The 23,365-nt window shown below is 54.5% G+C and carries 25 protein-coding genes; 3 read left to right on the top strand and 22 right to left on the bottom strand.

Annotated features, from left to right (window positions below; genetic code table 11):
• The first annotated feature begins 93 nt into the window (after nt 1-93).
• The gene (ldtC, locus tag M8013_RS20475; RefSeq protein ID WP_271269606.1) at nt 94-1,047 is read left to right on the top strand and encodes a L,D-transpeptidase LdtC; all 954 of its coding nucleotides are present in this window, start codon (nt 94-96) and stop codon (nt 1,045-1,047) included.
• 77 nt (nt 1,048-1,124) lie between these two features.
• Here ldtC and bhsA read toward each other — a convergent pair whose 3' ends face one another.
• A complete protein-coding gene (gene bhsA / locus M8013_RS20470; protein WP_271269605.1) occupies nt 1,125-1,382 on the bottom strand; it encodes a multiple stress resistance protein BhsA in 258 nt (85 codons plus the stop codon).
• 243 nt (nt 1,383-1,625) lie between these two features.
• Here bhsA and M8013_RS20465 point away from each other — a divergent pair, with 243 nt between their 5' ends.
• Nucleotides 1,626-2,261 (top strand): TetR/AcrR family transcriptional regulator, encoded by a 636-nt coding sequence (locus M8013_RS20465; protein ID WP_271269604.1) that lies wholly within the window; start codon nt 1,626-1,628, stop codon nt 2,259-2,261.
• A 481-nt stretch (nt 2,262-2,742) separates the two neighbouring features.
• Here the strand turns inward: M8013_RS20465 and M8013_RS20460 are convergent, their stop codons facing one another.
• The 8 genes from M8013_RS20460 to hinT form a co-directional block, all read right to left on the bottom strand.
• A complete protein-coding gene (locus M8013_RS20460) occupies nt 2,743-3,282 on the bottom strand; it encodes a glycine zipper 2TM domain-containing protein (RefSeq protein ID WP_271269603.1) in 540 nt (179 codons plus the stop codon).
• Nucleotides 3,283-3,486: 204 nt separating this feature from the next.
• Entirely contained in the window at nt 3,487-4,791 is a 1,305-nt protein-coding gene (locus M8013_RS20455; RefSeq protein ID WP_271269602.1) for an NAD(P)/FAD-dependent oxidoreductase, read from the bottom strand.
• A 237-nt stretch (nt 4,792-5,028) separates the two neighbouring features.
• Nucleotides 5,029-5,571 carry an alpha/beta hydrolase YcfP gene (gene ycfP, locus M8013_RS20450; RefSeq protein WP_271269601.1) on the bottom strand — a complete coding sequence of 181 codons (543 nt, stop codon included), beginning with the start codon at nt 5,569-5,571 and terminating at the stop codon, nt 5,029-5,031.
• Nucleotides 5,572-5,605: 34 nt separating this feature from the next.
• A complete protein-coding gene (gene nagZ, locus M8013_RS20445) occupies nt 5,606-6,631 on the bottom strand; it encodes a beta-N-acetylhexosaminidase (RefSeq protein WP_271269600.1) in 1,026 nt (341 codons plus the stop codon).
• Nucleotides 6,632-6,642: 11 nt separating this feature from the next.
• A complete protein-coding gene (gene thiK, locus M8013_RS20440; RefSeq protein ID WP_272501704.1) occupies nt 6,643-7,428 on the bottom strand; it encodes a thiamine kinase in 786 nt (261 codons plus the stop codon).
• 19 nt (nt 7,429-7,447) lie between these two features.
• Nucleotides 7,448-8,098, bottom strand: a complete 651-nt coding sequence (gene lpoB, locus M8013_RS20435; protein ID WP_271269599.1) for a penicillin-binding protein activator LpoB — start codon at nt 8,096-8,098, stop codon at nt 7,448-7,450.
• 10 nt (nt 8,099-8,108) lie between these two features.
• Nucleotides 8,109-8,483 carry a YcfL family putative periplasmic lipoprotein gene (locus tag M8013_RS20430; RefSeq protein WP_271269598.1) on the bottom strand — a complete coding sequence of 125 codons (375 nt, stop codon included), beginning with the start codon at nt 8,481-8,483 and terminating at the stop codon, nt 8,109-8,111.
• Between the two features lies 1 nt (nt 8,484).
• Complete coding sequence (hinT, locus tag M8013_RS20425; protein WP_271269597.1) at nt 8,485-8,844, bottom strand: purine nucleoside phosphoramidase; 360 nt, start codon at nt 8,842-8,844, stop codon at nt 8,485-8,487.
• Nucleotides 8,845-9,200: 356 nt separating this feature from the next.
• Between hinT and fhuE the strand changes: the two genes are divergently transcribed.
• On the top strand, nt 9,201-11,390 hold the full coding sequence (fhuE, locus tag M8013_RS20420) for a ferric-rhodotorulic acid/ferric-coprogen receptor FhuE (RefSeq protein WP_271269596.1): 2,190 nt from the start codon (nt 9,201-9,203) through the stop codon (nt 11,388-11,390).
• A 165-nt stretch (nt 11,391-11,555) separates the two neighbouring features.
• On the opposite strand, the gene ptsG is transcribed toward fhuE, so the two are convergent.
• The 13 genes from ptsG to rpmF form a co-directional block, all read right to left on the bottom strand.
• Nucleotides 11,556-12,989: a PTS glucose transporter subunit IIBC gene (ptsG, locus tag M8013_RS20415; RefSeq protein ID WP_271269595.1), complete on the bottom strand. Its 1,434-nt coding sequence runs from the start codon at nt 12,987-12,989 to the stop codon at nt 11,556-11,558.
• A 297-nt stretch (nt 12,990-13,286) separates the two neighbouring features.
• Nucleotides 13,287-14,081 carry a metal-dependent hydrolase gene (locus tag M8013_RS20410; protein ID WP_271269594.1) on the bottom strand — a complete coding sequence of 265 codons (795 nt, stop codon included), beginning with the start codon at nt 14,079-14,081 and terminating at the stop codon, nt 13,287-13,289.
• A 10-nt stretch (nt 14,082-14,091) separates the two neighbouring features.
• Nucleotides 14,092-15,096: a DNA polymerase III subunit delta' gene (gene holB, locus M8013_RS20405; protein ID WP_271269593.1), complete on the bottom strand. Its 1,005-nt coding sequence runs from the start codon at nt 15,094-15,096 to the stop codon at nt 14,092-14,094.
• Nucleotides 15,093-15,734, bottom strand: a complete 642-nt coding sequence (gene tmk / locus M8013_RS20400; RefSeq protein WP_271269592.1) for a dTMP kinase — start codon at nt 15,732-15,734, stop codon at nt 15,093-15,095. The genes holB and tmk overlap by 4 nt, the downstream gene beginning before the upstream one ends.
• Nucleotides 15,724-16,746, bottom strand: coding sequence for a cell division protein YceG (gene yceG, locus M8013_RS20395; protein WP_271269591.1), 1,023 nt, complete (start codon nt 16,744-16,746; stop codon nt 15,724-15,726). Before yceG ends, tmk begins: the two co-directional genes overlap by 11 nt.
• A 2-nt stretch (nt 16,747-16,748) precedes the next feature.
• Nucleotides 16,749-17,558 (bottom strand): aminodeoxychorismate lyase, encoded by an 810-nt coding sequence (gene pabC, locus M8013_RS20390; RefSeq protein ID WP_271269590.1) that lies wholly within the window; start codon nt 17,556-17,558, stop codon nt 16,749-16,751.
• 142 nt (nt 17,559-17,700) lie between these two features.
• The gene (fabF, locus tag M8013_RS20385; RefSeq protein WP_271269589.1) at nt 17,701-18,942 is read right to left on the bottom strand and encodes a beta-ketoacyl-ACP synthase II; all 1,242 of its coding nucleotides are present in this window, start codon (nt 18,940-18,942) and stop codon (nt 17,701-17,703) included.
• A gap of 89 nt (nt 18,943-19,031) precedes the next feature.
• A complete protein-coding gene (gene acpP / locus M8013_RS20380; RefSeq protein ID WP_003857954.1) occupies nt 19,032-19,268 on the bottom strand; it encodes an acyl carrier protein in 237 nt (78 codons plus the stop codon).
• A gap of 154 nt (nt 19,269-19,422) precedes the next feature.
• On the bottom strand, nt 19,423-20,157 hold the full coding sequence (gene fabG, locus M8013_RS20375; protein ID WP_271269588.1) for a 3-oxoacyl-ACP reductase FabG: 735 nt from the start codon (nt 20,155-20,157) through the stop codon (nt 19,423-19,425).
• 13 nt (nt 20,158-20,170) lie between these two features.
• The gene (gene fabD / locus M8013_RS20370) at nt 20,171-21,100 is read right to left on the bottom strand and encodes an ACP S-malonyltransferase (RefSeq protein ID WP_271269587.1); all 930 of its coding nucleotides are present in this window, start codon (nt 21,098-21,100) and stop codon (nt 20,171-20,173) included.
• A 15-nt stretch (nt 21,101-21,115) separates the two neighbouring features.
• Complete coding sequence (locus tag M8013_RS20365; RefSeq protein ID WP_271269586.1) at nt 21,116-22,069, bottom strand: beta-ketoacyl-ACP synthase III; 954 nt, start codon at nt 22,067-22,069, stop codon at nt 21,116-21,118.
• A 6-nt stretch (nt 22,070-22,075) separates the two neighbouring features.
• Nucleotides 22,076-23,110 carry a phosphate acyltransferase PlsX gene (gene plsX / locus M8013_RS20360; RefSeq protein ID WP_271269585.1) on the bottom strand — a complete coding sequence of 345 codons (1,035 nt, stop codon included), beginning with the start codon at nt 23,108-23,110 and terminating at the stop codon, nt 22,076-22,078.
• 79 nt (nt 23,111-23,189) lie between these two features.
• Nucleotides 23,190-23,360, bottom strand: a complete 171-nt coding sequence (gene rpmF, locus M8013_RS20355; protein ID WP_271269584.1) for a 50S ribosomal protein L32 — start codon at nt 23,358-23,360, stop codon at nt 23,190-23,192.
• Nucleotides 23,361-23,365: the final 5 nt, after the last annotated feature.

Genomic DNA, 23,365 nt, shown 5'->3' with positions numbered 1-23,365 from the left:
TGCACTTCGCCTGGATTTCCCGACACACTCATTCGTCATAATTATCGATTAACGTTCAGATAACAATAATCTTTATTGCTGTGGATGCTGGTGATGATGACCTCTTCGCGTTTTACCCCTTGGATGATGCTGGCTGCACTGCTGGCAACGGTGGCGTTGGCCCTGCCCGCGCGCGCCAATACCTTTCCACTTCCCCCTGCCGGTAGCCGGTTAGTGGGCGAGAACCGCGTTCACGTGGTGGAGAATGACGGCGGCTCGCTGGAAGCGATTGCCAAAAAATACGATGTGGGTTTCCTGGCGCTGCTGCAGGCCAACCCGGGCGTTGACCCCTACGTACCCCGTGCGGGCGCAGTGCTGACCATTCCTTTGCAAACCTTGCTGCCCGATGCCCCTCGCGAAGGCATTGTGATTAACCTTGCCGAACTGCGCCTCTACTATTACCCACCGGGTAAAAATGAGGTCACGATCTACCCTATCGGCATCGGTCAACTCGACGGTGACACCCTGACGCCAACGATGGTGACCACCGTGTCGGACAAACGCGCCAACCCAACCTGGACCCCGACGGCCAATATCCGAGCCCGCTATAAAGCCCAGGGTATCGACTTGCCTGCCGTAGTACCTGCCGGACCGGAAAACCCGATGGGCCATCACGCCATCCGCCTTGCGGCCTACGGTGGGGTGTATCTGCTGCACGGGACCAATGCCGATTTTGGGATTGGCATGCGCGTCAGTTCCGGCTGTATCCGCCTGCGTGATGGTGACATCGAGGCGCTGTTCAGCGTGATCAAGCCCGGCACCAAGGTGAATATCATTAATACACCGATCAAGGCCTCTCAGGAGCCAGGTGGCGTTCGTCTTGTCGAGGTGCACCAGCCGTTATCGAAACAGATTAACGACGACCCGCAAACCCTGCCGATTGTGCTGAATGCCGCGATGCAAAGCTTTAAAACCAGTGCCGATGAGGTGGTGATGGAGCGTGCTATGGAGGCGCGTTCCGGGATGCCGATTGACGTCACCCGTCATTCAGATACCCAGTCGCTGTAAGATTTGGCGTACAAAAAAACGCTCTGCCTGTGCAGAGCGTTTTTTTATTGCAGTGGCATAAGAGGGTTATGCGCGACTTATTTGTAGATAACAGCCGTACCGTGCAGGGTATTCGGACCGGTAACAGAGGTGATACGGAACGATTTTGCGCCCATTTCATCGGCTTTTTGCGCTAGCTGGCTTTCCAGTGAACTCAGGTTGGTCCCGGCGTTTGCCGAGATGGTGCCAACTTTTTGCTGATCGGCAGGCGTTGCCTGAACCTGGACGGCAGCGAAGCTGGCAAATGACAGTGAGCTCAGTACGGTAGCGGCGATTAGCATTTTTACGTTTTTCATATTCAGAACCTTATTGCAGATGAACGGGAGGTCGTAAGAATTAACTTAACGATCGATAACTAAATGATAAGTGTGATCCGGGTCACACGTCAAATTATTTTTATAACGACCGTTAAAATAAATTCAAAAGCGTTAAAATTCATATCGATAGAAACAAACACTTTTTATGCAATCAGCGCTGGTTGTTAACCTGGATTATTTTTATAATGGTCGTTCAACAAACCAACAGAGGTACAACGGCTAATGACAACCGACGACACGCGTTGCGTAAAAAAAAGCCGTGGCCGACCAAAAGTGTTCGACAGGGACGCGGCGCTCGATAAGGCCATGACGCTGTTCTGGCAGCACGGGTACGAAGCCACCTCGCTTGCCGACCTGGTAGAAGCGACCGGGGCGAAAGCACCGACGCTGTATGCTGAATTTACCAATAAAGAGGGGCTGTTCCGTGCGGTGCTGGATCGCTATATCACCTGCTTCGCCGCCCGACATGAAGCCCAGCTGTTTTGCGAAGAGAAGCGCGTAGAACAAGCGCTGGAAGATTATTTCACGGCCGTCGCGACCTGCTTCACCAGCAAAGAGACGCCTGCAGGCTGCTTTATGATCAACACCTCCGCAACGCTTGCCGCAGCGTCAAAAGAGATTGCTCAGACGGTGAAATCCCGACATGCGATGCAGGAAGAGACGCTGGGCCAGTTTTTGTTCCAGCGCCAGCAGCGCGGTGAGATCCCTGCCGATTGCGACCCGAGAGGGCTGGCACAGTATCTGAGCTGCATTTTACAGGGCATGTCGATCAGCGCCCGCGAAGGGGCAAGTCTGGAGAGTTTGCAAAAGATTACGCGCATGACTCTGCGCCTGTGGCCTGAACTGCTCAAAGCCTGAAGATTCAGGGTGGTACGCCGCCCTGATTTTATCCTTTCCGCTATCCTTGTCGAAAACTCGCGAAAACCGATCCCCTCTCGTCACCACCTGCTATTCTTAATGAGTGATAATTGTTCTGCTAATGATTAGCGGAAATCAACCACGAAATTTGCTTTTCTGGCTAATCACATTCAGAAGGAGAATAGACATGATTTTACTATTACCATTGATTAAGGTGCTGATAGTAATCACGTTGTTATTCGGCCTCTGGGTTATATGTGGTGGTTCAGTTTTATTTGCTTTTGTCTCCGTACTGATTACGGGATTTTTGCTACTGCGACAGTATAACGATTTTGACCTGTAACCACTGTAACCCTGGCCTGTCTTAAGAAAGACCTTGTCTTTGCCGCGCTCAGCGTAGGCATGAGAAGGTCTTTTTTATGCGCAAAAAAAGCTCCCCAGCCTGAGCGAATGGGGAGCTAAATGCAGAGAACAGATTTTTTTATGCTTTGTTATTCAGGACCAGCTGACCGTCATTGTTCAGCGGGATTTGCGTGCCGGGATCTTTATCCATGCGGATCTTGCCCTGCTGATCGCCAATTTTGTACGTCACATCGTAACCGAGCATTTTTTCTGATTTGTCATACACGGTTTTACAGCGCTGCTGGGTGGTGCTGTAGGTATCACGATCCTGCATGGCGCCCTGGACCTGATGACCGGCATAGCCGCCACCCAACGCCCCCGCAACCGTAGCGATATCTTTCCCGCGGCCACCGCCAAATTGATGACCAATCACGCCACCCGCGACCGCACCCAGCACCGAACCGGCAATCCGATTTTCATCCTGCACTGGACGACGATGCGTCACGGTGACATTTCGGCACTCCTGACGGGGTGATTTGACGGTTTCTTTAATCGGGGTCGCCGAAACGACCTGTGCATACTGCGGGCCACGCTCAAACACATTCAGACTGGCTACTGCCGCCACGCCTAACGCGGCAACCACGCCAATCCCTATACCTGCCACCATGGATTTATTCACGGGACAACCTCCTTTTTATTGCTATTGGTAACAATTCTGCAACCAAAGGGGGGTATTCGCCAATCAGAAAAGGACGCAAAAATGGGGGGGCAAGCGGGAAAACGGCGTGATTCAGAGAACTCTTAGGAGATAAAAGCGATTGTACAGAGCGATATGCTAAAAAAAGCCCCTCCGACGCGTGCGGAGGGGCACAGAAAGCAGAAATCAGTGCAGCTTCAGACGCGGACGGATCACCCGGTTGATACTGCCCACCAGCATCATCAGCCCGGTCTTGAAGTAGCCGTGCAGCGCAACCTGGTGCATGCGGTACAGCGAGATGTAGACGAAGCGCGCAATACGCCCTTCCACCATCATCGAACCACGCATCAGATTACCCATCAGGCTGCCGACGGTAGAGAAGTTGGAGAGCGACACCAGCGAGCCGTGGTCTTTGTAGACGTAGGTCTTCAGGGTTTTGCCTTTTTCCTGGGCGAGAATGTTATGCAGCGCCAGGCTGGCCATCTGATGCGCGGCCTGCGCGCGCGGCGGCACAAATCCACCTTCCGGACGGGCACAAGAGGCGCAGTCGCCGATGGCATAGATATTCGGGTCGCGGGTGGTTTGCAGCGTCGGCTCAACCACCAGTTGGTTAATGCGGTTGGTTTCCAGGCCGCCAATTTCTTTCATGAAATCAGGCGCTTTAATGCCGGCCGCCCAGACCATCAGATCGGCTTTAATGTGCTCGCCATCTTTGGTGTTCAGGCCGTGCTCGTCGGCGCTGGTGACCATTGTCTGGGTCAGAACACGCACGCCCATCTTAGTCAGTTCGCTGTGTGCCGCACCGGAGATACGCGGCGGCAGCGCAGGCAGAATGCGTTCGCCCGCTTCCACCAGCGTTACGTTCAGCGCGTCGTTGGTCAACCCTTTGTAACCGTAGCTGTGCAGCTGTTTCACCGCGTTATGCAGTTCGGCAGAGAGCTCAACGCCCGTCGCACCGCCGCCGACGATGGCAATATTGACCTTGCCGCTCGCCCCGAGGTTATTGGAGTATTTCAGGAACAGGTTCAACATCTCCTGGTGGAAACGACGCGCCTGGTGCGGGTTATCGAGGAAGATGCAGTGATCTTTCACGCCCGGGGTATTGAAGTCGTTGGAGGTACTGCCCAGCGCCATGACCAGCGTGTCGTACGCCAGCTTGCGCTCAGGCACCAGCAGCTCGCCCTTCTCATCGCGCAGTTCGGCCAGAGTAATGGTTTTGCTTTCACGATTGATGTCCATTACCGAACCCAGCTGGAACTGGAAATTGTGGTTGCGTGCATGCGCCAGATAGCTCAGCGCATCCACGCCTTCATCCAGAGAGCCGGTCGCCACTTCGTGCAACAGCGGCTTCCACAGATGGCTATGGTTGCGATCGACGAGCGTAACTTTGGCTTTTTTACCGCGCCCAAGCTTCTTACCCAACTGCGTAGCCAGTTCTAAGCCGCCAGCACCGCCGCCCACAATCACTATCTTTTTCAATGGCGTAGTCAACGTGACCCCCTCAAATTATTAACCAATTGTTAACTAAAAGTTATAAAAATAACCTTTAGTTAACAACAGGTTACAACACTGAAACCATTCAACAGCCATGAGAATAACATGATCGGTGCATTGGTCATACCAAAATTGATGTGCGTCAAGTTTTGCCGGTTGAAAATTAAACAAGCTTAGCAAAAAGAAAACCCGGCTAACGTTTCGTTGCCGGGTTTATGCTGAAAAAAGCAGGGATTAACCTAAGGTTTTAAAGGCTTTGATGCGCTGTAAATGCGGGGCGATATTCTTAAACTTATGTGTCTGCTGTTCATCCCAGACAATTTCATAGTAGTGGTGCAGTAACTCCGCCGAGCGCGAACTGTTGAGGGCTTCGTCACTGCGGGAGAGGATCACCAGGCAGCGATCGCGGTTCTTCTCACGGAAGTTGCTCACGCATTTAGTGCCGATATCCATATACTCTTCCGGCCGGTCGATTTTGCCCTCCATGTTCTCATTCGGGAACAGATTCGGGTTGAACACCACCTGACGGATATCACATAAGAAGCCAATACGCTCCGCCCAGTATCCTCCCAGGCCGACGCCGCAAATCAGCGGACGCTCGTCAACGTTCAGCTGCAACATCTTGTCCACTTCTTTCAGCAGATGCTGCATATCGTGTTTTGGATGACGGGTGCTGTAGCTAATCAGCCGGACATCCGGATCAATAAACTGCAACTGCAGGACTTTCTCGTGATTACCGGGACTGTTCGAATCAAAACCGTGCAAATAGATGATCATCGTATCCTCGCCACACTACGCTTACCAGGAAGGGTTACTGCTCCGCTTTATGCGCCTGCCATTGCTCGTTAAGCGCCTCAAGTTGCGCACTCACGGTTTTCCAGCGTGCGGAATCCCGCAGCTCCTGACGGCTAAAAGAACCTTTATGATACAATTGCGTAACACGTTCAGCATTGATCGGCGACAGGTTATCCAACACGCTGACGGCACCCTTACGATTATTGCAGACCAGGATCATATCGCAACCCGCATCCAGCGATGCCTGACCGCGCTCGGCATAGCTTCCCATGATCGCCGCCCCTTCCATCGACAGATCGTCAGAGAAAATCACGCCGTTAAAGCCCAGCTCCTGGCGCAGCACGGTTTTTAACCAGTGCGCTGAGCCGCTGGCCGGACGCGGATCGACATCGGTGTAGATCACATGCGCGGGCATAATGGCATCAAGCTTGTTATCGCTGATAAGTGATTTGAAGACTGACATATCTCTGGCGCGGATTTGTGCCTCTGCGCGCGGATCGCGCGGGGTCTCTTTATGCGAGTCCGCCGTCACGGCACCGTGGCCCGGGAAGTGTTTACCGGTGGTTTTCATACCTGCATCGTGCATGCCGTCGATAAAGCGGGTCGCCATCTGCAGCGCTTTCTGCGGCTCGTCATGATATGCGCGCTCCCCGATGGCGGCGCTGATATGCCCGACATCGAGTACCGGCGCAAAGCTGATATCAATATCCATGGCGATCATTTCGCTGGCCATCAGCCAGCCCGCGTCCTGCGCCAGTTTACCGCCCTCTTCCATCCCGAGCAGCGCGGCAAACGACTGGGCCGCCGGCAGACGGGTAAATCCGTCGCGAAAACGCTGCACGCGACCGCCTTCCTGATCGACGGCCACCACAAGACGGTGATGCGAGGCGGCACGGATCTGGCGAACCAGCTCGCGCAGCTGCGCCGGATCGTGATAATTGCGGGTAAACAGGATCAAGCCCCCTACCTGCGGATGCGCCAGAATTTCACGCTCTTCCGCATCCAGCTCATAACCTTCGACATCCAACATGACCGGACCCACACACACCTCTCTTATTCCATTTTTGATAACTGGCGCCAAATTTCATCGGCCAGCGCTATAAATTGTTGGTCTTGCGTTTGCTGCCAGCGCAGCTCAAACCAGCCCGCCATCAGCATCAGCACCCAGGGGCGCCAGCGCGCCACCTGACGTTGCAGCCGGGCAAGATCCAGCGACGCGGCCTGCGCATAGGCGGCCAGCAGGTGCTGACGCTGTGCCCTATTGTCGGTCCAGACGCTGGCAAGCTCCAGCGCAATGTCACCGTCGCCAGCATATTCCCAGTCCAGCAGCCGGGGCCCTGTCCGGGTGATAACGATATTACCTGCATGCACGTCCATATGCAGTGGCGACAGTCTCAAAGGTCGCGGCTCGCCCCTCTTTTGCAGCCGTTTATGCCACTTTAGCCACTGCGGCGTGCGCCGGGAGGGGGCGGCCTGCAGCCAGTATTGCTCCAGCAGCGGCATCAGAGTGATGCGCCAGCCAAACGGCGGCTGACGGTGCAGTTGCGTCAGCATCGTGGCAAGCTCAGAGACGGACGGCAGCGTGGTAGCGACCTCACCGGGCAGATAATCAACCGCCAGCCAGTCGGGGCTAACAAAGTGTGGCTGAGGCGCAAGGTCGGCGGGAAGGTGGCGTAACGCGTGATACTGGCGACGAAAATGGGCGCGCGTGGCAAGCCCGGCATGATACTGGCGCAGCACCAGACGGTGCGCATCGTGTTCAATAATGCAACTCGCGCCGCTCAGCCCGGGATGGGCCTGCGGCGCGAGAAGATGATACTGCGGGAAAAAGCGCGACATGAGCGCGTCGCGCGTCAGATTACTGTTGCTGAACTGCACCTTTACCTGACCAGATAATTTCACCTGTCTGAACCAGCATCAGCTGCATTTGCAGGGCTGGCGTGTTGACGTTGCCGGTCGCACTGGAGTAAAGCACGTACTGCGCGCCCACGTTACGGGCAATGCCGATGGCTTTACTGCGCGATCCGAGGCTGTCCTGCGGTGAAAGACCCAACTGCTGCTTGGCTACACCCAACTGCTGGGCCGACACCAGCGTAAATTTGCCGTTGTTCGCCAGCGCATTGCGCAGGGTTTCTGTTGCTTCACCGGCATTCAGGCTCCCGTTGGTGCGGTTATTGACGCTGTCCACCAGCAGGACACTGCCTGCGGTCACGCCCTGAGCCTGCAGCATTTTACCGACCATCGGCTGCATCGCGCCATTCCAGTCGTAATGACGTTCGCGCGGCACAGGCTGAGCGGTGGCGTCCGGATGTTCAATCGGGCCAGGCTGCGACGGCACCGTTGGTACGGCCGGCACAACAGGAACCGGCTGTGTAGGCTGAACCGGCTGCTCGGTACCCGGTTTGACTTCTTCGACCGGTGCCGGTGGCTGCTCAGTGCGGTTAATACAGCCCGACAGGAATAGTGCAAAAGCCGTAACGAGCGCGTAACGACTGATGTTTTTAATCAAGGTTCACCCCTCAAAGATATAGATAAAGTCTGACCTTATGCGCACCCAGATAATTCGCGCTGCCGTACAGGGTGATACCCGATTTAGCCGGGATGGTCACGCTGCGCGGTGCCTCAAGCGGGTGCATTTCCAGGCCTCTGGCGTCATACCAGAAAAAACGGTAATGGACGGTAACCGGCTCATCTCTTTCATTAAACAGCGAAGAGGAGGCCGACGGATTGGTTTCGCTCACCGTCAGCGAAGGCTTGTCGGCCGTGATTCCGGCCGCCAGCACGGATGATTCCATCACCAGCGTCTGATCGTCATTGACCGGTATTGACGGTTTGCTGCTGCATCCCGCCAGTAGCATCAAAACAACCCACGCCGCCGTCCATCCTCTTAGCATCTTAAAGACCTTTATGCGCCAGCATCGGCCCCAGCGGTCGCCCACCCAGCAGATGCATATGAATGTGATAAACTTCCTGACCACCGTGGTGGTTACAGTTCATGATCAAACGATAACCGTCTTCGGCAACCCCTTCCTGCTCAGCAATTTTGGCTGCTACTGTCAGCATACGGCCTAAAGCCAGTTCATGCTCAGTTTTCACATCATTTACCGTCGGAATCAGAATATTAGGAATGATGAGGATATGGGTCGGGGCCTGCGGTGAAATATCGCGAAAAGCCGTGACCAGTTCATCCTGATAGACGATATCAGCCGGGATCTCGCGGCGGATAATTTTACTGAAAATGGTTTCTTCAGCCATGAGGTTTTCCTTATTCATTTAATCTGGCGGCGTGCCCGGTAACACTCCACGCGGTGCAGGCGCATTGATGTGTGATGCAACGCATGAGTATGAGCGACTTTCTCCTGACCTTTCAACCTTATCCCTCGATTTCTTTCTTTATCGTGCAATTTATCCCCCGGTATTCACCGCGCGCTCCCCTGAAATCCTGAAACCTAATTTCATTTACGCCTGAAACGTCTGTTTACAGGTTTAATCACAATGCGTATATTTCGCATTTGCATTTTCATGCGCATTTTTAACATAGAAAACGACCTCCGACTGTGCTTACGGAACGGGGGCATTACATTCACACTTCACTCATAAAGGGTTTGTTGATGTCTTTCATGAAACACACCAGGGACGGGCAACGCCAGCCTGTCGCAAAACCATCGCTGCTGGCAGCCTGTATTGCCTTTGCGTTGATCCCCGCTACCAGCTTTGCCGCACCGACCGAAGACACCGTTATTGTTGATGGTTCCGCCCAGTCGGGCTCATCTTCTGACGACAGCCAGGACTACAGCGTCAAAACCACGACCGTGGGCACCAAAATGCAAATGGTCCAGCGTGATATTCCGCAGTCGGTGACCATCGTCAGCGAACAGCGCATGGAAGACCAGCAGCTGCAGACCCTGGGCGACGTGATGGACAGCACGATGGGGATCAGCAAAGTCTCCACTGACTCCGACCGCAGCAACTTTTACTCCCGCGGTTTCGCCATCGACAACTATATGCTCGATGGCATCCCAACCTATTTCGAATCGCGCTGGAACCTGGGTGATTCTCAGTCAGACACGGCCCTGTATGAGCGCATTGAGATCGTCCGTGGCGCCAACGGCCTGATGACCGGCACCGGCAACCCGTCGGCGGCGATCAACATGGTGCGTAAGCATGCCACCAGCCGCGAATTCAAAGGCAATCTGTCGGCAGAATACGGTAGCTGGAACAAACAGCGCTACGTGATGGACATGCAAAGCCCGCTGACGGAAGACGGCAACCTTCGCGGCCGCATCGTGGCGGGATACCAGGACAGCAACTCCTGGCTCGATCGTAACAACCAGAAGCGCACCTTCTTCTCCGGTATCCTGGACGCCGATCTGGGCACTAGCACCGCGTTGTCCGTCGGCTACGAATATCAGCGTAACGACACCAACAACCAGACCTGGGGTGGCTTGCCACGCTGGAACACCGACGGCAGCGTCCTGCATTACGATCGCGCCCACAGCACCTCACCAGACTGGGCGTACAACGACAAAGAATTCAATAAAGTCTTCTTTACCCTGAAGCAGCGCTTTGCTGATGACTGGCAGGCAACGCTGAATGCGACCCATACCGAGGCCAAATTCGACAGTAAAGCGATGTATATCGACGCCTTTGTCGATAAGAGCACCGGCACGCTGGTCGGCCCTTATGCGAGCTACGGTCCGGGCTATGATTACGTTGGCGGCACCGGCTGGAACAGCGGCGTTCGTAAAGTGGATGCGGTGGATCTGTTTGCCGACGGTGGCTATGAGCTGTTGGGTCGCCAGCACACCGTGATGATTGGCGGCAGCTTCAGCCGTCAGACAAACCGCTATACCAACTCCTGGGCGAACGTCTACCCGGATGAGCTGGGCAATTTCTACGATTACAACGGTAATTTCCCGGAAACCAACTGGGGAGCGCAGTCGCTGGCGCAGGACGATACCACCGACATGAAATCAGTGTATGCGGCAACCCGTATTTCGCTGGCCGATCCGCTGCACCTGATCCTCGGCGCGCGCTACACCAACTGGCGCGTCGACACCATGACTTACGGCATGGAGCAGAACCACACCACGCCTTATGCGGGTCTGGTGTTTGACATCAATGACAACTGGTCGACCTACGCCAGCTATACCTCTATCTTCCAGCCGCAGAACTACCGTGATAGCTCGGGCAAATATCTTTCTCCGATCACCGGTAATAACTACGAAGCTGGCCTGAAATCCGACTGGATGAACAGCCGTCTGACCACCACGCTGTCCATATTCCGCATCGAGCAGGATAACCTGGGACAGAGCACTGGCCAGATGATTCAGGGCTCTACGGATACGGCTTACAAGAGCGTAGACGGTACCGTGAGCAAAGGCGTTGAGTTTGAAATCAACGGCGCGCTGACGGATAACTGGCAGATGACCTTCGGTGCAACGCGTTACGTCGCGGAAGATAACGAAGGCAAGGCGGTTAACCCGAACCTGCCGCGTACCACCGTGAAACTGTTTACCAGCTATCGTCTGCCGGTCATGCCTGAGCTGACCGTGGGTGGTGGCGTTAACTGGCAAAACGGCGTGTACACTTACCAGGATACCCCGTACGGGACCTGGCGTGCGTCACAGGGCAGCTACGCGCTGGTTGATCTCTTCACGCGTTATCAGGTCACCAAGAACTTCTCTCTGCAGGGTAACCTGAACAACCTCTTCGATAAGACCTACGACACTAACGTCGACGGCGAAATCGTGTATGGCGAACCGCGTAACGTAAGCGTGACCGCCAGCTATCAGTTCTAATCCATCATCTGATATTTAAGGGAGCCAGTTGGCTCCCTTTTTTTATGCGCGCGGTTCGGTCCCGGTTTTGTAGGCACGGTAAGCGTAGCGCCACCGGGCATTTCCCAAACCACAGGCAATAAAAAAGGCAGCCATTCGGCTGCCTTAGTCTCCCCAGGTCACAACTTAGTTGTTGCGGATGTACTCATCCATTTCGGTTTTCAGGTTATCGGATTTAGTACCGAAAATTGCCTGAACACCCGAACCTGCTACAACAACGCCCGCTGCGCCTAATTTTTTCAGGCCTGGTTGGTCAACTTTAGCCACATCAGCAACGCTCACACGCAGACGAGTGATACACGCGTCCAGGTTAGTGATGTTGTCACGGCCGCCGAACGCTGCAATCAGAGCTGGAGCCATTTCGCTGGTCGATGTTGTTTTCACATCTTCAGACGAATCTTCACGACCTGGTGTTTTCAGGTCCAGTGCTTTGATCAGCACGCGGAAGATGGTGTAGTACAGCACTGCGTAGCACGCCCCGACGATTGGGAACAGCCACAGTTTGCTGCTGTTACCAGACAGGACGATGAAGTCGATCAGACCGTGCGAGAACGATGTACCGTCACGCATACCCAGCAGAATACAGATTGGGAATGCCAGACCAGCCAGAACCGCGTGAATGATGTACAGGATCGGCGCAACGAACATGAAGGAGAACTCGATCGGCTCGGTGATACCGGTCAGGAACGAGGTCAGCGCTGCGGAGATCATGATGCCGCCCACTTTTGCACGGTTCTCTGGTTTAGCAGAGTGCCAGATTGCAATCGCAGCAGCCGGCAGGCCGTACATTTTGAACAGGAAGCCGCCAGACAGTTTGCCTGCAGTTGGGTCGCCTGCCATGTAGCGAGGGATATCGCCATGGAAGACCTGACCTGCTGCGTTGGTGTATTCGCCGATCTGCATCTGGAAAGGAACGTTCCAGATGTGGTGCAGACCAAACGGCACCAGGCAACGCTCAATGAAGCCGTAAATACCGAACGCCACTACCGGGTTCTGGTACGCCGCCCACTGGGAGAACGTCTGGATAGCGGAACCAATCGGAGGCCAGATGAAGGAGAGGATCACGCCAGTGAAAATCGCCGCCAGACCAGAGATGATTGGAACAAAACGCTTACCAGCAAAGAAGCCCAGATACTCAGGCAGCTTGATACGATAGAAGCGGTTAAACATATAGGCCGCAATCGCACCCGAGATAATCCCGCCCAGAACACCGGTATCAGCCAGGTGTTTTGACGCGATCTCTTCAGGTGGCAAGTGCAGAACCAGAGGTGCAACCACCGCCATGGTCTTAACCATGATGCCGTATGCAACGACAGCGGCCAGTGCAGATACGCCGTCGTTATTGGTGAAGCCAAGCGCAACGCCGATAGCGAAGATCAGTGGCATGTTAGCAAAAACAGAACCGCCTGCTTCGGCCATCACATGAGAAACTACGGCTGGCAGCCAGCTGAAGTTTGCAGAACCGACGCCCAGCAGGATACCTGCGATAGGCAGTACGGATACTGGCAGCATCAGCGATTTACCGACCTTCTGCAGGTTAGCAAATGCATTCTTAAACATAATTGAGAGTGCTCCTGAGTATTTGTGCTTTTTTTACGTTTTCACGCATTGGCCCGGGGGGAGAACCGTGCCGTGGACAGGACATCTAAGCGCCCTTTATTTATTACACAGAGTAAAATAAATCCGCGTATCTTTGTTTGACGGCTATCACGTTTCAGCCTATGGCATCGGAAAAACTTTCAGAATTTTACAAAAGTTGTTTCTGGATGTCTCAAGAAAAGCCTTCACCGCCCCAAAAAGGGCGGTGAACTGTACTCGCTTTACTGATTTATTACGAGCCTTAAAAAAAGAGTCTAATCAGGCAGATTGCAGGCGGGAGGGATCGATGTGGAAGAGGTTGGCAAAGTTAGCTGTGGTAATGCGTGCCAGTTCTTCAACTTCGACGCCTTTCAAAACGGCCATGTACTCGGCCACATCCCGTACCATTGCGGGTTGATTTTCTTTACCGCGATGCGGTACCGGAGCCAGATAAGGGGAATCTGTTTCCACCAGCAGGCGATCGAGCGGTACGTAGCGCGCGGCCTCACGAAGCTGCTCCGCATTACGGAACGTCACGATCCCGGAAAACGAGATATAAAAACCCATATCCAGCAGTTTGCCCGCTGTTTCTCTGTCTTCAGTGAAACAGTGTAGTACGCCACCACAATCCGTCACGTTTTCTTCTTTCAGGATCGCCAGTGTATCGGCGCGCGCATCGCGCGTATGCACGATAACCGGCTTATTCAGCTCCCGGCCTATGCGGATATGGTCGCGGAAGGATTCCTGCTGGCGGGGTTTTGTTTCCGGCGTGTAAAAATAATCCAGCCCGGTCTCCCCCATCGCCACTACGCCCTCTTCCGCCGCCATGCGCCGTAAGTCCTCCACGACGTACTCTTCATCCTGGTTCAGCGGATGGACGCCGCAGGAGAACACCACGTTGTCGCGCACGCCGACCAGTTCGCGCATGCTGCGATAGCCGGGTAAGGTGGTGGCTACAGCCAGACAAAATTTCACATCTCGGGCGGCGGCTTTCGCCAGCACGTCATCGACGTTTTTATGCAGGGATTGATAATCCAGGCCATCAAGATGGCAGTGTGAGTCGACTAAAAACATGGTGTCTCTCTCAGAGATGGGAAACGGGCAATGGCGTGCCCGGTTGCAGGTAATGCTCAAAATTGAGTAACAGGTTGGTCAGAACCAGCTCCCGGTTCAGCCCCGTTACGCTAAGCAGTTGTTCACGACACTGGCACACGTCATTAAGCATAGCGCGCAGTGCCACGCCCGGCAGGCGTTGCGCGAGGCCGCTAACCAGTGGCCAGGCATCAGCATTGCTGAGCAGGGTCGCGGCCTGCTGAATTTTAAGGGCGTCCAGCAGCAAAGCCGCGAGCCAGTGCAGACGCTCGCTCGCCTGTTCATGATTTAATACTGACAGTAAACTCAGCCAGTCGCCGCTGTCTGCTACCGCACCCAGCGTCTGGCAAAGCTGTTCCCGCTGCGCCCAGACCTTTTGCTGCAATAAATCCAGCGCGGCAGCAGGCGCGCCGCCGCACAAACGCAGCGCGCTCAGGGCCGCGTCTTGTGACACCGTCACTTCACGCGCAAGCCAGCCTATTGCCCAGGCTTCCTGTGGCACGCTGAGATGATGCAGACGACAGCGGCTGCGTAGCGTCGCCAGCAGACGGCCCGGTTCGCGGCAGGCCAGCAGGAACCAGGTATTTTCCGGTGGCTCTTCCAGCGTTTTAAGCAATGCGTTCGCCGCTGCCTCGGTGAGCTGGGCGGCATCCTTCAACCAGACGACTTTGGCCCCACCAAGACGCGCGCGTTCGTACAGCTTTTCGTTAACCGCGCGTACCGCATCGATACCCAGAGAGGTTTTCCCCTTCTCTGGCTCAAGCGTGTAATAGTCCGGATGCGTCTGGGCCTGCATTAGCTGGCAGCTGCGGCACTGGCCACAGCTTTTGTGGCCCTGCGGCTGCTGGCACATCAGAAAACGGCTGATAGCGTAAATCAGCGCATCGTCGCCCATGCCCGGCAGCGACTGGATCAGTAACGCATGATGCCCCCGTCCGGACTGATAGCTGTTGACCAGCTGCTCAAGGTGCGGGCGCAACCATGGATACCATTTCATGCCTGTTGTTCCTTCAGCCAGTCAGTGACGGTTTGCCGAATATCACGCAAAACGTCGTCCAACGGCTGCGTGGCGTCGACAGTGCGAATGCTGCTGTCCGCTGCGGCCAGCTCGCGGTAGCGGGCGCGGGTACGGTTGAAAAAGTCCAGCGACTCTTGCTCAATACGATCCAGTTCGCCACGCGCACGCGCACGCTTCAGGCCCACTTCTGGCGTCACATCAAGGTACAGCGTCAGGTTTGGACGAAAATCACCCAACACTGCATCGCGAAGCGTCGCGAGCATCTGCTGGTCAATGCCGCGTCCACCGCCCTGATAGGCCTGGGTGGAGAGATCGTGGCGATCGCCAATCACCCAACTGCCGCTTTCCAGGGCAGGCTTAATCACCGTCTCAACCAGCTGCACGCGCGCCGCGTAGAACATCATGACTTCGGCTTTGTCAGTGATCACCTCGTCGCCGACCGATTTTATATCCAGCACCAGGCTGCGCAGTTTTTCTGCCAGCTGCGTGCCGCCCGGTTCGCGAGTGAAAACCATCTCTTCGATGCCATGCTGTTTAAGCGTTTCAACCACGGTATTACGGGCGGTTGTTTTTCCGGCACCTTCCAGCCCCTCAATGACGATGTAATTACTGCGCATTTTTTTCCTTAAGTGCCTTCAGATAGTCCTGAACCGAACGATTATGACTGGCAAGATTGGTATTGAATGTATGTCCGCCCTTTCCGTCAGCAACGAAATAGAGATACGGCGTTTTAGCAGGATGCGCGGCGGCGCTCAACGACGCCTGGCCCGGCGTGGCGATAGGCCCCGGCGGCATGCCGCTAATGACGTAGGTATTATATGCCGTTGGGGTTTCCAGGTCTGCACGCGAGATCTTGCCTTTGTAGTTCTCCCCCATTCCGTAAATGACGGTCGGGTCGGTCTGCAGACGCATACCAATACGCAGGCGATTAATAAAGACCGAGGCCACCTGGTCACGCTCATGGGCAACGGCGGTCTCTTTCTCGACGATCGATGCCATGGTCACAAACTGATTTTTATCTTTGTACGGCAGGCCGTCCATCCGCCCTTCCCAGGTTTTGTCGACCGCCTCGACCATTTTCTTGTGCGCGCGTTGCAACATGGCAACATCGGTTGTTCCTGCGGTATACATCCAGGTATCAGGCCAGAACCAGCCTTCCACCCACTCGGGATGCTCAAACTTCAGCACCTCGGCCACGGTTGCATAGCTGTCGTCCGGCAGGGTGTGTTTGATATAAGGCGCATTACGCAGTTGCTGGAGGTAATCGCTCAGCCGCATCCCTTCTACCAGACGCAGCGGGAACTGGGCCTCTTTACCGCTTTCGAGCAACTGCAGCATCTCTTTGACGGTCATTCCCGGCGTCAGGCGGTACGTGCCCGCCTTGAAATGCGACAGCTCCGGCTGCACGCGCAGTAACCACTGAAACACGCGCGGACGGTTAATGACCTTATCGGCATACAGCTGATCGCCCAGCGCCAGGCGCCCGGTGCCTGCTTTCAGAGTGAAGATGGTCTCTTCGGCGATAAGAATTGGGCTTCCCGCCAGTTGGCGAACTTTCCACATCCCCACGCCAGCAGCGATGCCCAGCACGACAATAACGAGGAGAATAAAACGTAGCATTTTCTTCATGACTATCTGGTTTGCTCACACAGTGGGGCTAAAAATGAGTACAACTCACGCGATAATAAGCGTTGAGAACCATACTGGCGGACCGGGACGACCGGCATCAGTGCATTGCAGACGACTAACTCGTCCACGCCGGTCAGCGCGGCCTCGCGCGCATTCACTTCGACAACGTGGAATCCGGAGTGTGCCAGTTGTTGCAGACAAAACTGTCGCATCAGACCGTTCACGCCCGCCTGATCCATTCGGGGCGTAAACACATCACTCCCCCGTCGCCAGAATAAATTCGCCGCACAGCATTCCGTAATGAAGCCGTCGCTGTCAAGAACCAGCGCTTCATCGGCCGTTGTCTGTTCAAGATGGGTACGGATCAGCACCTGCTCAAGGCGGTTAAGATGTTTGATTCCGGCGAGCTGTGGGTTGCGACCCAGCCGGATCGGACTTAATTCGAGGCTAATCCCTTCGGTGCGCCAGCGATCGTAATGTGCAGGATAAGCGGAAACAGAGAGGATGCGCACCGGATGCAGACAGTCGGCGGCGCTGTATCCTCTGCCGCCACTACCACGGCTAATGATGACTTTAAGCACACCGCGCTCAACGCCCTGCGCCTGCTCAACCATTTCGCGCTGCAGTTCTTGCCACTGCGTAAAAGCGATGAACAGTTTTTCGCAGGCCGCCTGCAGGCGTTGCAGGTGCGCATCGAGCAAACAGACTTGGCCCGCCATAATGCGCGCGGTGGTAAAACAGCCGTCGCCAAACTGGATAGCCCTGTCACTCGCCGGAAGATGTGCCTGCTTCATGCCATTGATCACGAACATGGTGGCTCCTTAAAGGTGGTCGGGTAGTTTGGCAGGATGAAATGCCTGGGACAAGGGAAGAAAACCGAATAAAAAAGGCCCGACAAGCGGACCTTTTTTATCAATTTGCCGGGCAGCTCAGTGGCTAACCCGGCTAACCGCGTCAGACCTTTTTAAAGATCAGAGAGCCGTTGGTGCCACCAAAGCCGAAGGAGTTACACAGAGTGTACTCAAGACCGCTGACCTGGCGTGCTTCGTGTGGAACGAAGTCCAGATCGCAACCTTCATCCGGGTTATCCAGGTTGATGGTTGGCGGAACAGCCTGATCGCGCAGCGCAAGAATGGAGTAGATAGACTCTACTGCACCCGCCGCACCTAACAGGTGTCCGGTCATGGATTTGGTGGAACTGACCATAATACGGCTGGCCGCAGAGCCAAACACAGACTTAACAGCCTGAGTTTCAGCTTTGTCGCCCGCAGGCGTTGAGGTACCGTGCGCATTCACATAGCCAATCTGGCCTGGTTCGATACCCGCATCGCGGATAGCGTTAACCATTGCCAGCGCAGCACCTGCACCGTCTTCTGGAGGCGAGGTCATGTGATAAGCATCGCTGCTCATGCCGAAACCAATGATTTCTGCATAAATTTTGGCACCACGTTTCTTCGCGTGTTCGTACTCTTCCAGTACGACCATGCCAGCACCATCGCCCAGCACAAAACCGTCACGGTCTTTATCCCACGGACGGCTTGCCGCCTGCGGGTTATCGTTGCGGGTAGACAGCGCACGCGCAGCACCAAAACCGCCAACACCCAGAGGGGTACTGGCTTTTTCTGCACCACCGGCAACCATGGCATCTGCATCACCATAGGCGATGATACGCGCCGCCTGGCCAATGTTATGCACACCGGAAGTACAGGCTGTCGCGATAGAGATGCTAGGGCCACGCAGGCCGAACATGATGGTCAGATGACCGGCCACCATGTTAACAATCGTTGACGGAACAAAGAACGGGCTAATCTTACGTGGGCCACCGTTTACCAGAGAGGTATGGTTTTCCTCGATCAAGCCAAGACCGCCAATTCCGGAGCCGATAGCGGCGCCGATACGGTCTGCATTCTCTTCCGTAATTTCAAGGCCAGAATCCTGCATGGCCTGAACGCCAGCGACAATTCCATATTGAATGAAGGCATCCATCTTGCGCTGTTCTTTGCGCGAGATAATTTCTTCACAATTAAAATCCTTTACTAAGCCAGCAAATTTCGTTGCATAGGCGCTAGTATCGAAATGGTCGATTAGGCTAATGCCACTCTGACCGGCAAGGAGAGCTTTCCAGGTGGACTCTACGGTATTGCCGACAGGAGATAACATGCCAAGTCCGGTCACAACTACACGACGCTTAGACACGCTTGTCCTCCAGGGAGGGATAAAAAATAAATGGGGGGACTACACAAGAAAAAACACAGGCGGTCGAATGACCGCCTGGAGATGCTCACTTACGCCTGGTGACCGTTGATGTAATCAATGGCAGCCTGAACGGTGGTGATTTTCTCAGCTTCTTCGTCCGGAATCTCAGTATCAAACTCTTCTTCCAGAGCCATTACCAGCTCAACGGTGTCAAGAGAATCTGCGCCCAGGTCTTCAACGAAGGAAGCGGAGTTCACAACTTCTTCCTGCTTAACGCCCAGCTGTTCGCCAATAATTTTCTTAACGCGTTCTTCGATAGTGCTCATACTCTTAAATTTCCTATCAAAACTCGCTTTCGCGATGGTTTTCGTAGTGTATAAAATGTTGAAAAATTTGCAACTAAATCCCGGCAGGTCGTACCACGATTTTGCGTTATTCTGAGGCCATTCACCCTAATAACGCAAATCTTTTTAATCGTGGTTAAACCATGTACATTCCGCCGTTAACGTGGAGAGTCTCACCAGTGATGTAACTCGCTTCGTCAGAGGCTAAAAATGCTACCGCGCTGGCGATTTCTTTAGGGTCGCCAAGACGACCCGCAGGAACTGCCGCCAGCGTACCCGCACGCTGATCTTCAGTCAGCGCACGCGTCATGTCCGTTTCAATAAAGCCCGGAGCAACAACGTTTACCGTAATACCGCGGGACGCAACTTCGCGCGCCAACGACTTACTGAAACCGATCAGACCCGCTTTCGCCGCAGCGTAGTTAGCCTGACCAGCATTTCCCATGGTACCAACCACAGAACCGACAGTGATAATACGACCATGACGCTTTTTCATCATAGCTCGCATTACCGCTTTTGACAGACGGAATACAGATGAAAGATTGGTTTCGATAATATCGTTCCACTCATCATCTTTCATTCGCATCAGCAGGTTGTCGCGAGTTATCCCGGCATTATTGACCAGAATATCGACTTCACCAAATTCTGCGCGAATGTTTCCCAGAACAGTTTCGATAGATGCAGGATCGGTCACATTCAGCATCAGACCTTTACCGTTTGCACCCAGATACTCGCTGATCGCCTGCGCACCGCTTTCGCTGGTTGCAGTCCCGATCACAGTCGCGCCACGCGCGACGAGCGTTTCAGCAATGGCACGCCCAATACCGCGGCTTGCGCCGGTGACCAGTGCGATTTTTCCTTCAAAACTCATAGTATTCCTCTTCTTACTGCGCGAGTGCCGCTGACAGTGCTTCCGGCTCATTAATGGCCGACGCGGTCAGGGTATCAACAATACGTTTAGTCAGACCAGTGAGGACTTTACCCGGGCCTGCTTCATACAGGTGCTCAACGCCCTGCGATGCCATAAACTCAACGGTTTTGGTCCATTGCACCGGGCTGTACAACTGGCGAACCAGCGCATGGCGGATAGCCTCTGGCGCGGTTTCACATTGCACATCAACGTTATTGACCACAGAAATGGTTGGTGCGTTGAAGGTGATTTTTTCCAGTTCAATTGCCAGCTTCTCTGCTGCAGGTTTCATCAGCGCGCAGTGAGACGGAACACTCACCGGCAGCGGCAGTGCACGTTTAGCACCGGCTGCTTTACAGGCTGCACCTGCACGTTCAACGGCTTCTTTGTGACCGGCGATAACCACCTGGCCTGGGGAGTTGAAGTTAACCGGTGAAACCACCTGGCCTTCAGCTGACGCTTCACAGGCTTTAGCAATAGACGCATCATCCAGACCAATAATGGCCGACATGCCGCCGGTCCCTTCCGGAACCGCTTCTTGCATAAACTTGCCGCGCAGTTCAACCAGACGCACTGCGTCAGCAAACGCAATCACACCCGCACAGACCAGCGCAGAATATTCGCCGAGGCTATGGCCTGCCAGCAACGCAGGTGCTTTACCGCCCTGCTGTTGCCATACGCGCCACAGTGCGACCGATGCGGTCAACAGTGCTGGCTGCGTCTGCCAGGTTTTGTTCAGCTCTTCGGCCGGACCCTGCTGAGTCAGCGCCCAAAGATCATAGCCCAGCACATCAGAAGCTTCACGGAAGGTCTCTTCAATTACCGGATATTCTGCCGCTAATCCAGACAACATCCCGACGGCCTGAGAACCCTGGCCTGGAAACACAAAAGCAAATTGCGTCATTTTTTAATCCTTATACTAGAAACGAACCAGCGCAGAACCCCAGGTGAAACCGCCACCGAAGGCTTCGAGCAAGACCAGTTGGCCGCGTTGAATTCGTCCATCGCGCACCGCTTCGTCAAACGCACAGGGTACCGATGCTGCGGACGTATTGCCGTGACGATCCAACGTCACCACAACGTTATCCATAGACATACCGAGCTTCTTCGCGGTGGCGCTAATAATACGCAGGTTTGCCTGATGCGGCACCAGCCAGTCGAGGGCGGAACGCTCGAGATTGTTGGCTGCCAGCGTCTCATCAACGATATGTGCCAGCTCGGTAACGGCCACTTTGAACACTTCGTTACCGGCCATGGTCAGATAGATAGAGCTGTCTGGATTGACACGATCCGCGTTTGGCAGCGTTAACAGCTCGCCGTAGCGGCCGTCGGCATGCAGATGCGTCGAGATGATGCCCGGCTCTTCAGATTGACCCAGCAGAACCGCACCCGCACCATCACCAAAGATGATGATAGTCCCGCGATCTTCTGGATTACAGGTGCGTGCCAGAACATCAGCACCGATTACCAGCGCATGTTTAACCGAACCGGATTTCACGTACTGATCGGCAATGCTCAGCGCATAGGTAAATCCTGCACAGGCAGCAGCCACGTCAAACGCCGGGCAACCTTTGATGCCCAGCATATTTTGCACCTGGCACGCCGCGCTTGGGAAAGCATGGGTCGATGACGTTGTCGCCACAATAATCAGACCAATGTCTTCTTTGTCGATTCCCGCCATCTCCAGCGCGCGCTGGGCGGCTTCAAAGCCCATGGTGGCAACCGTTTCATCTGGCGCGGCGATACGACGTTCACGGATACCTGTACGCGTGACGATCCACTCGTCAGACGTCTCTACCATTTTTTCCAGATCGGCGTTGGTTCGCACTTGCTTTGGCAGATAGCTGCCGGTACCTAAAATCTTCGTATACATGTACGCTCAGTCACTTTTTGCTAATACAGATCCCAGGCGAGCGGCAATCCGCTGTGGGACTTGTCGCTGCACCGCCTGCACTGCCTGTTCAATCGCGACGGTAAATGCTCGCTGATTGGCGGCACCATGACTCTTAATCACGATGCCGCGCAATCCTAACAGACAGGCGCCATTATACTGGTCGGGGTTGAGGTGACTGAATCGCCGCGTCAGGCTTTTTTGTAGCCAACGCTTTAATAAAATCAGCCACCATGACCGTTTTTTCCCCTCTCCCTGCGATTTAAGCAGAGAAAGAAACATTCTCACCACCCCTTCCATGGTTTTCAGTGTGACGTTTCCTGTAAACCCGTCACACACCAGTACATCCGTTTTCCCGGTCAATAATTCGTTGGCTTCAAGATAACCAATATAGTTGATGGACGGCTCATTTTTTAGCCGCTCGCCCGCCTCGCGAATACTGTCGAGACCTTTGGTCTCTTCTTCACCGATATTCAACAAGGCCACACGAGGACGGGAAATCCCCAGAACCTCTTCGGCCAGCACCGAGCCCATCACCGCAAATTGTGCCAGCATTACGCTATCGCAATCGACGTTGGCCCCCAAATCGAGTACCACCGTCTTGCCCTTTTGCTGGTGAGGCAATACCGTCACTAGCGCCGGGCGCTCAATACCATCAATAGGCTTGAGCAGTAATTTTGCCAGCCCCATCAGCGCGCCGGTATTACCAGCGCTCACGCAGGCCTGCGCGCGTCCTTCTTTTACCAGTTCAAGCGCAATACGCATTGAACTGCCGCGACTGTTGCGGATGGCCTGCGAAGGCCGGACATCACTGGCAATAACTGACTGGGCAGGAATTATCTGCAGCCGCGAACGTTGTTCGAAGTCAGCTTTTGCGAGTAATGGCGTGATTGTGTCGGGATTGCCGACTAAAAGAAGAGTGAGTTGCGAATTAGAGTTCAGTGCCTGCAATGCTGCAGGCACTGTCACAGAAGGGCCAAAATCGCCCCCCATGACATCTAACGCCAGGGTTAGACGTGTCAAGGTATCGTCACAGCCTGGTTAGGTATATCCCCGCTTGCACGGGGAAACCCTCACTAAGCCTAATCACGCAAACGCGTGATTACTTAGTGATAACCTTGCGGCCACGGTAGAAACCGTCGGCAGTGATGTGGTGACGCAGGTGTTTCTCGCCAGAAGTTTTGTCTACTGACAGGTTAACTGCGGTCAGCGCGTCATGGGAACGACGCATGCCACGTTTGGAACGGGTTGGTTTATTCTGTTGTACGGCCATGGACC

Origin of the sequence: Silvania confinis (assembly GCF_025564085.1) — a bacterium.
Taxonomy (GTDB): Bacteria; Pseudomonadota; Gammaproteobacteria; order Enterobacterales; family Enterobacteriaceae; genus Enterobacter; species Enterobacter confinis.
This window is presented reverse-complemented; position numbering and strand designations above follow the sequence as displayed.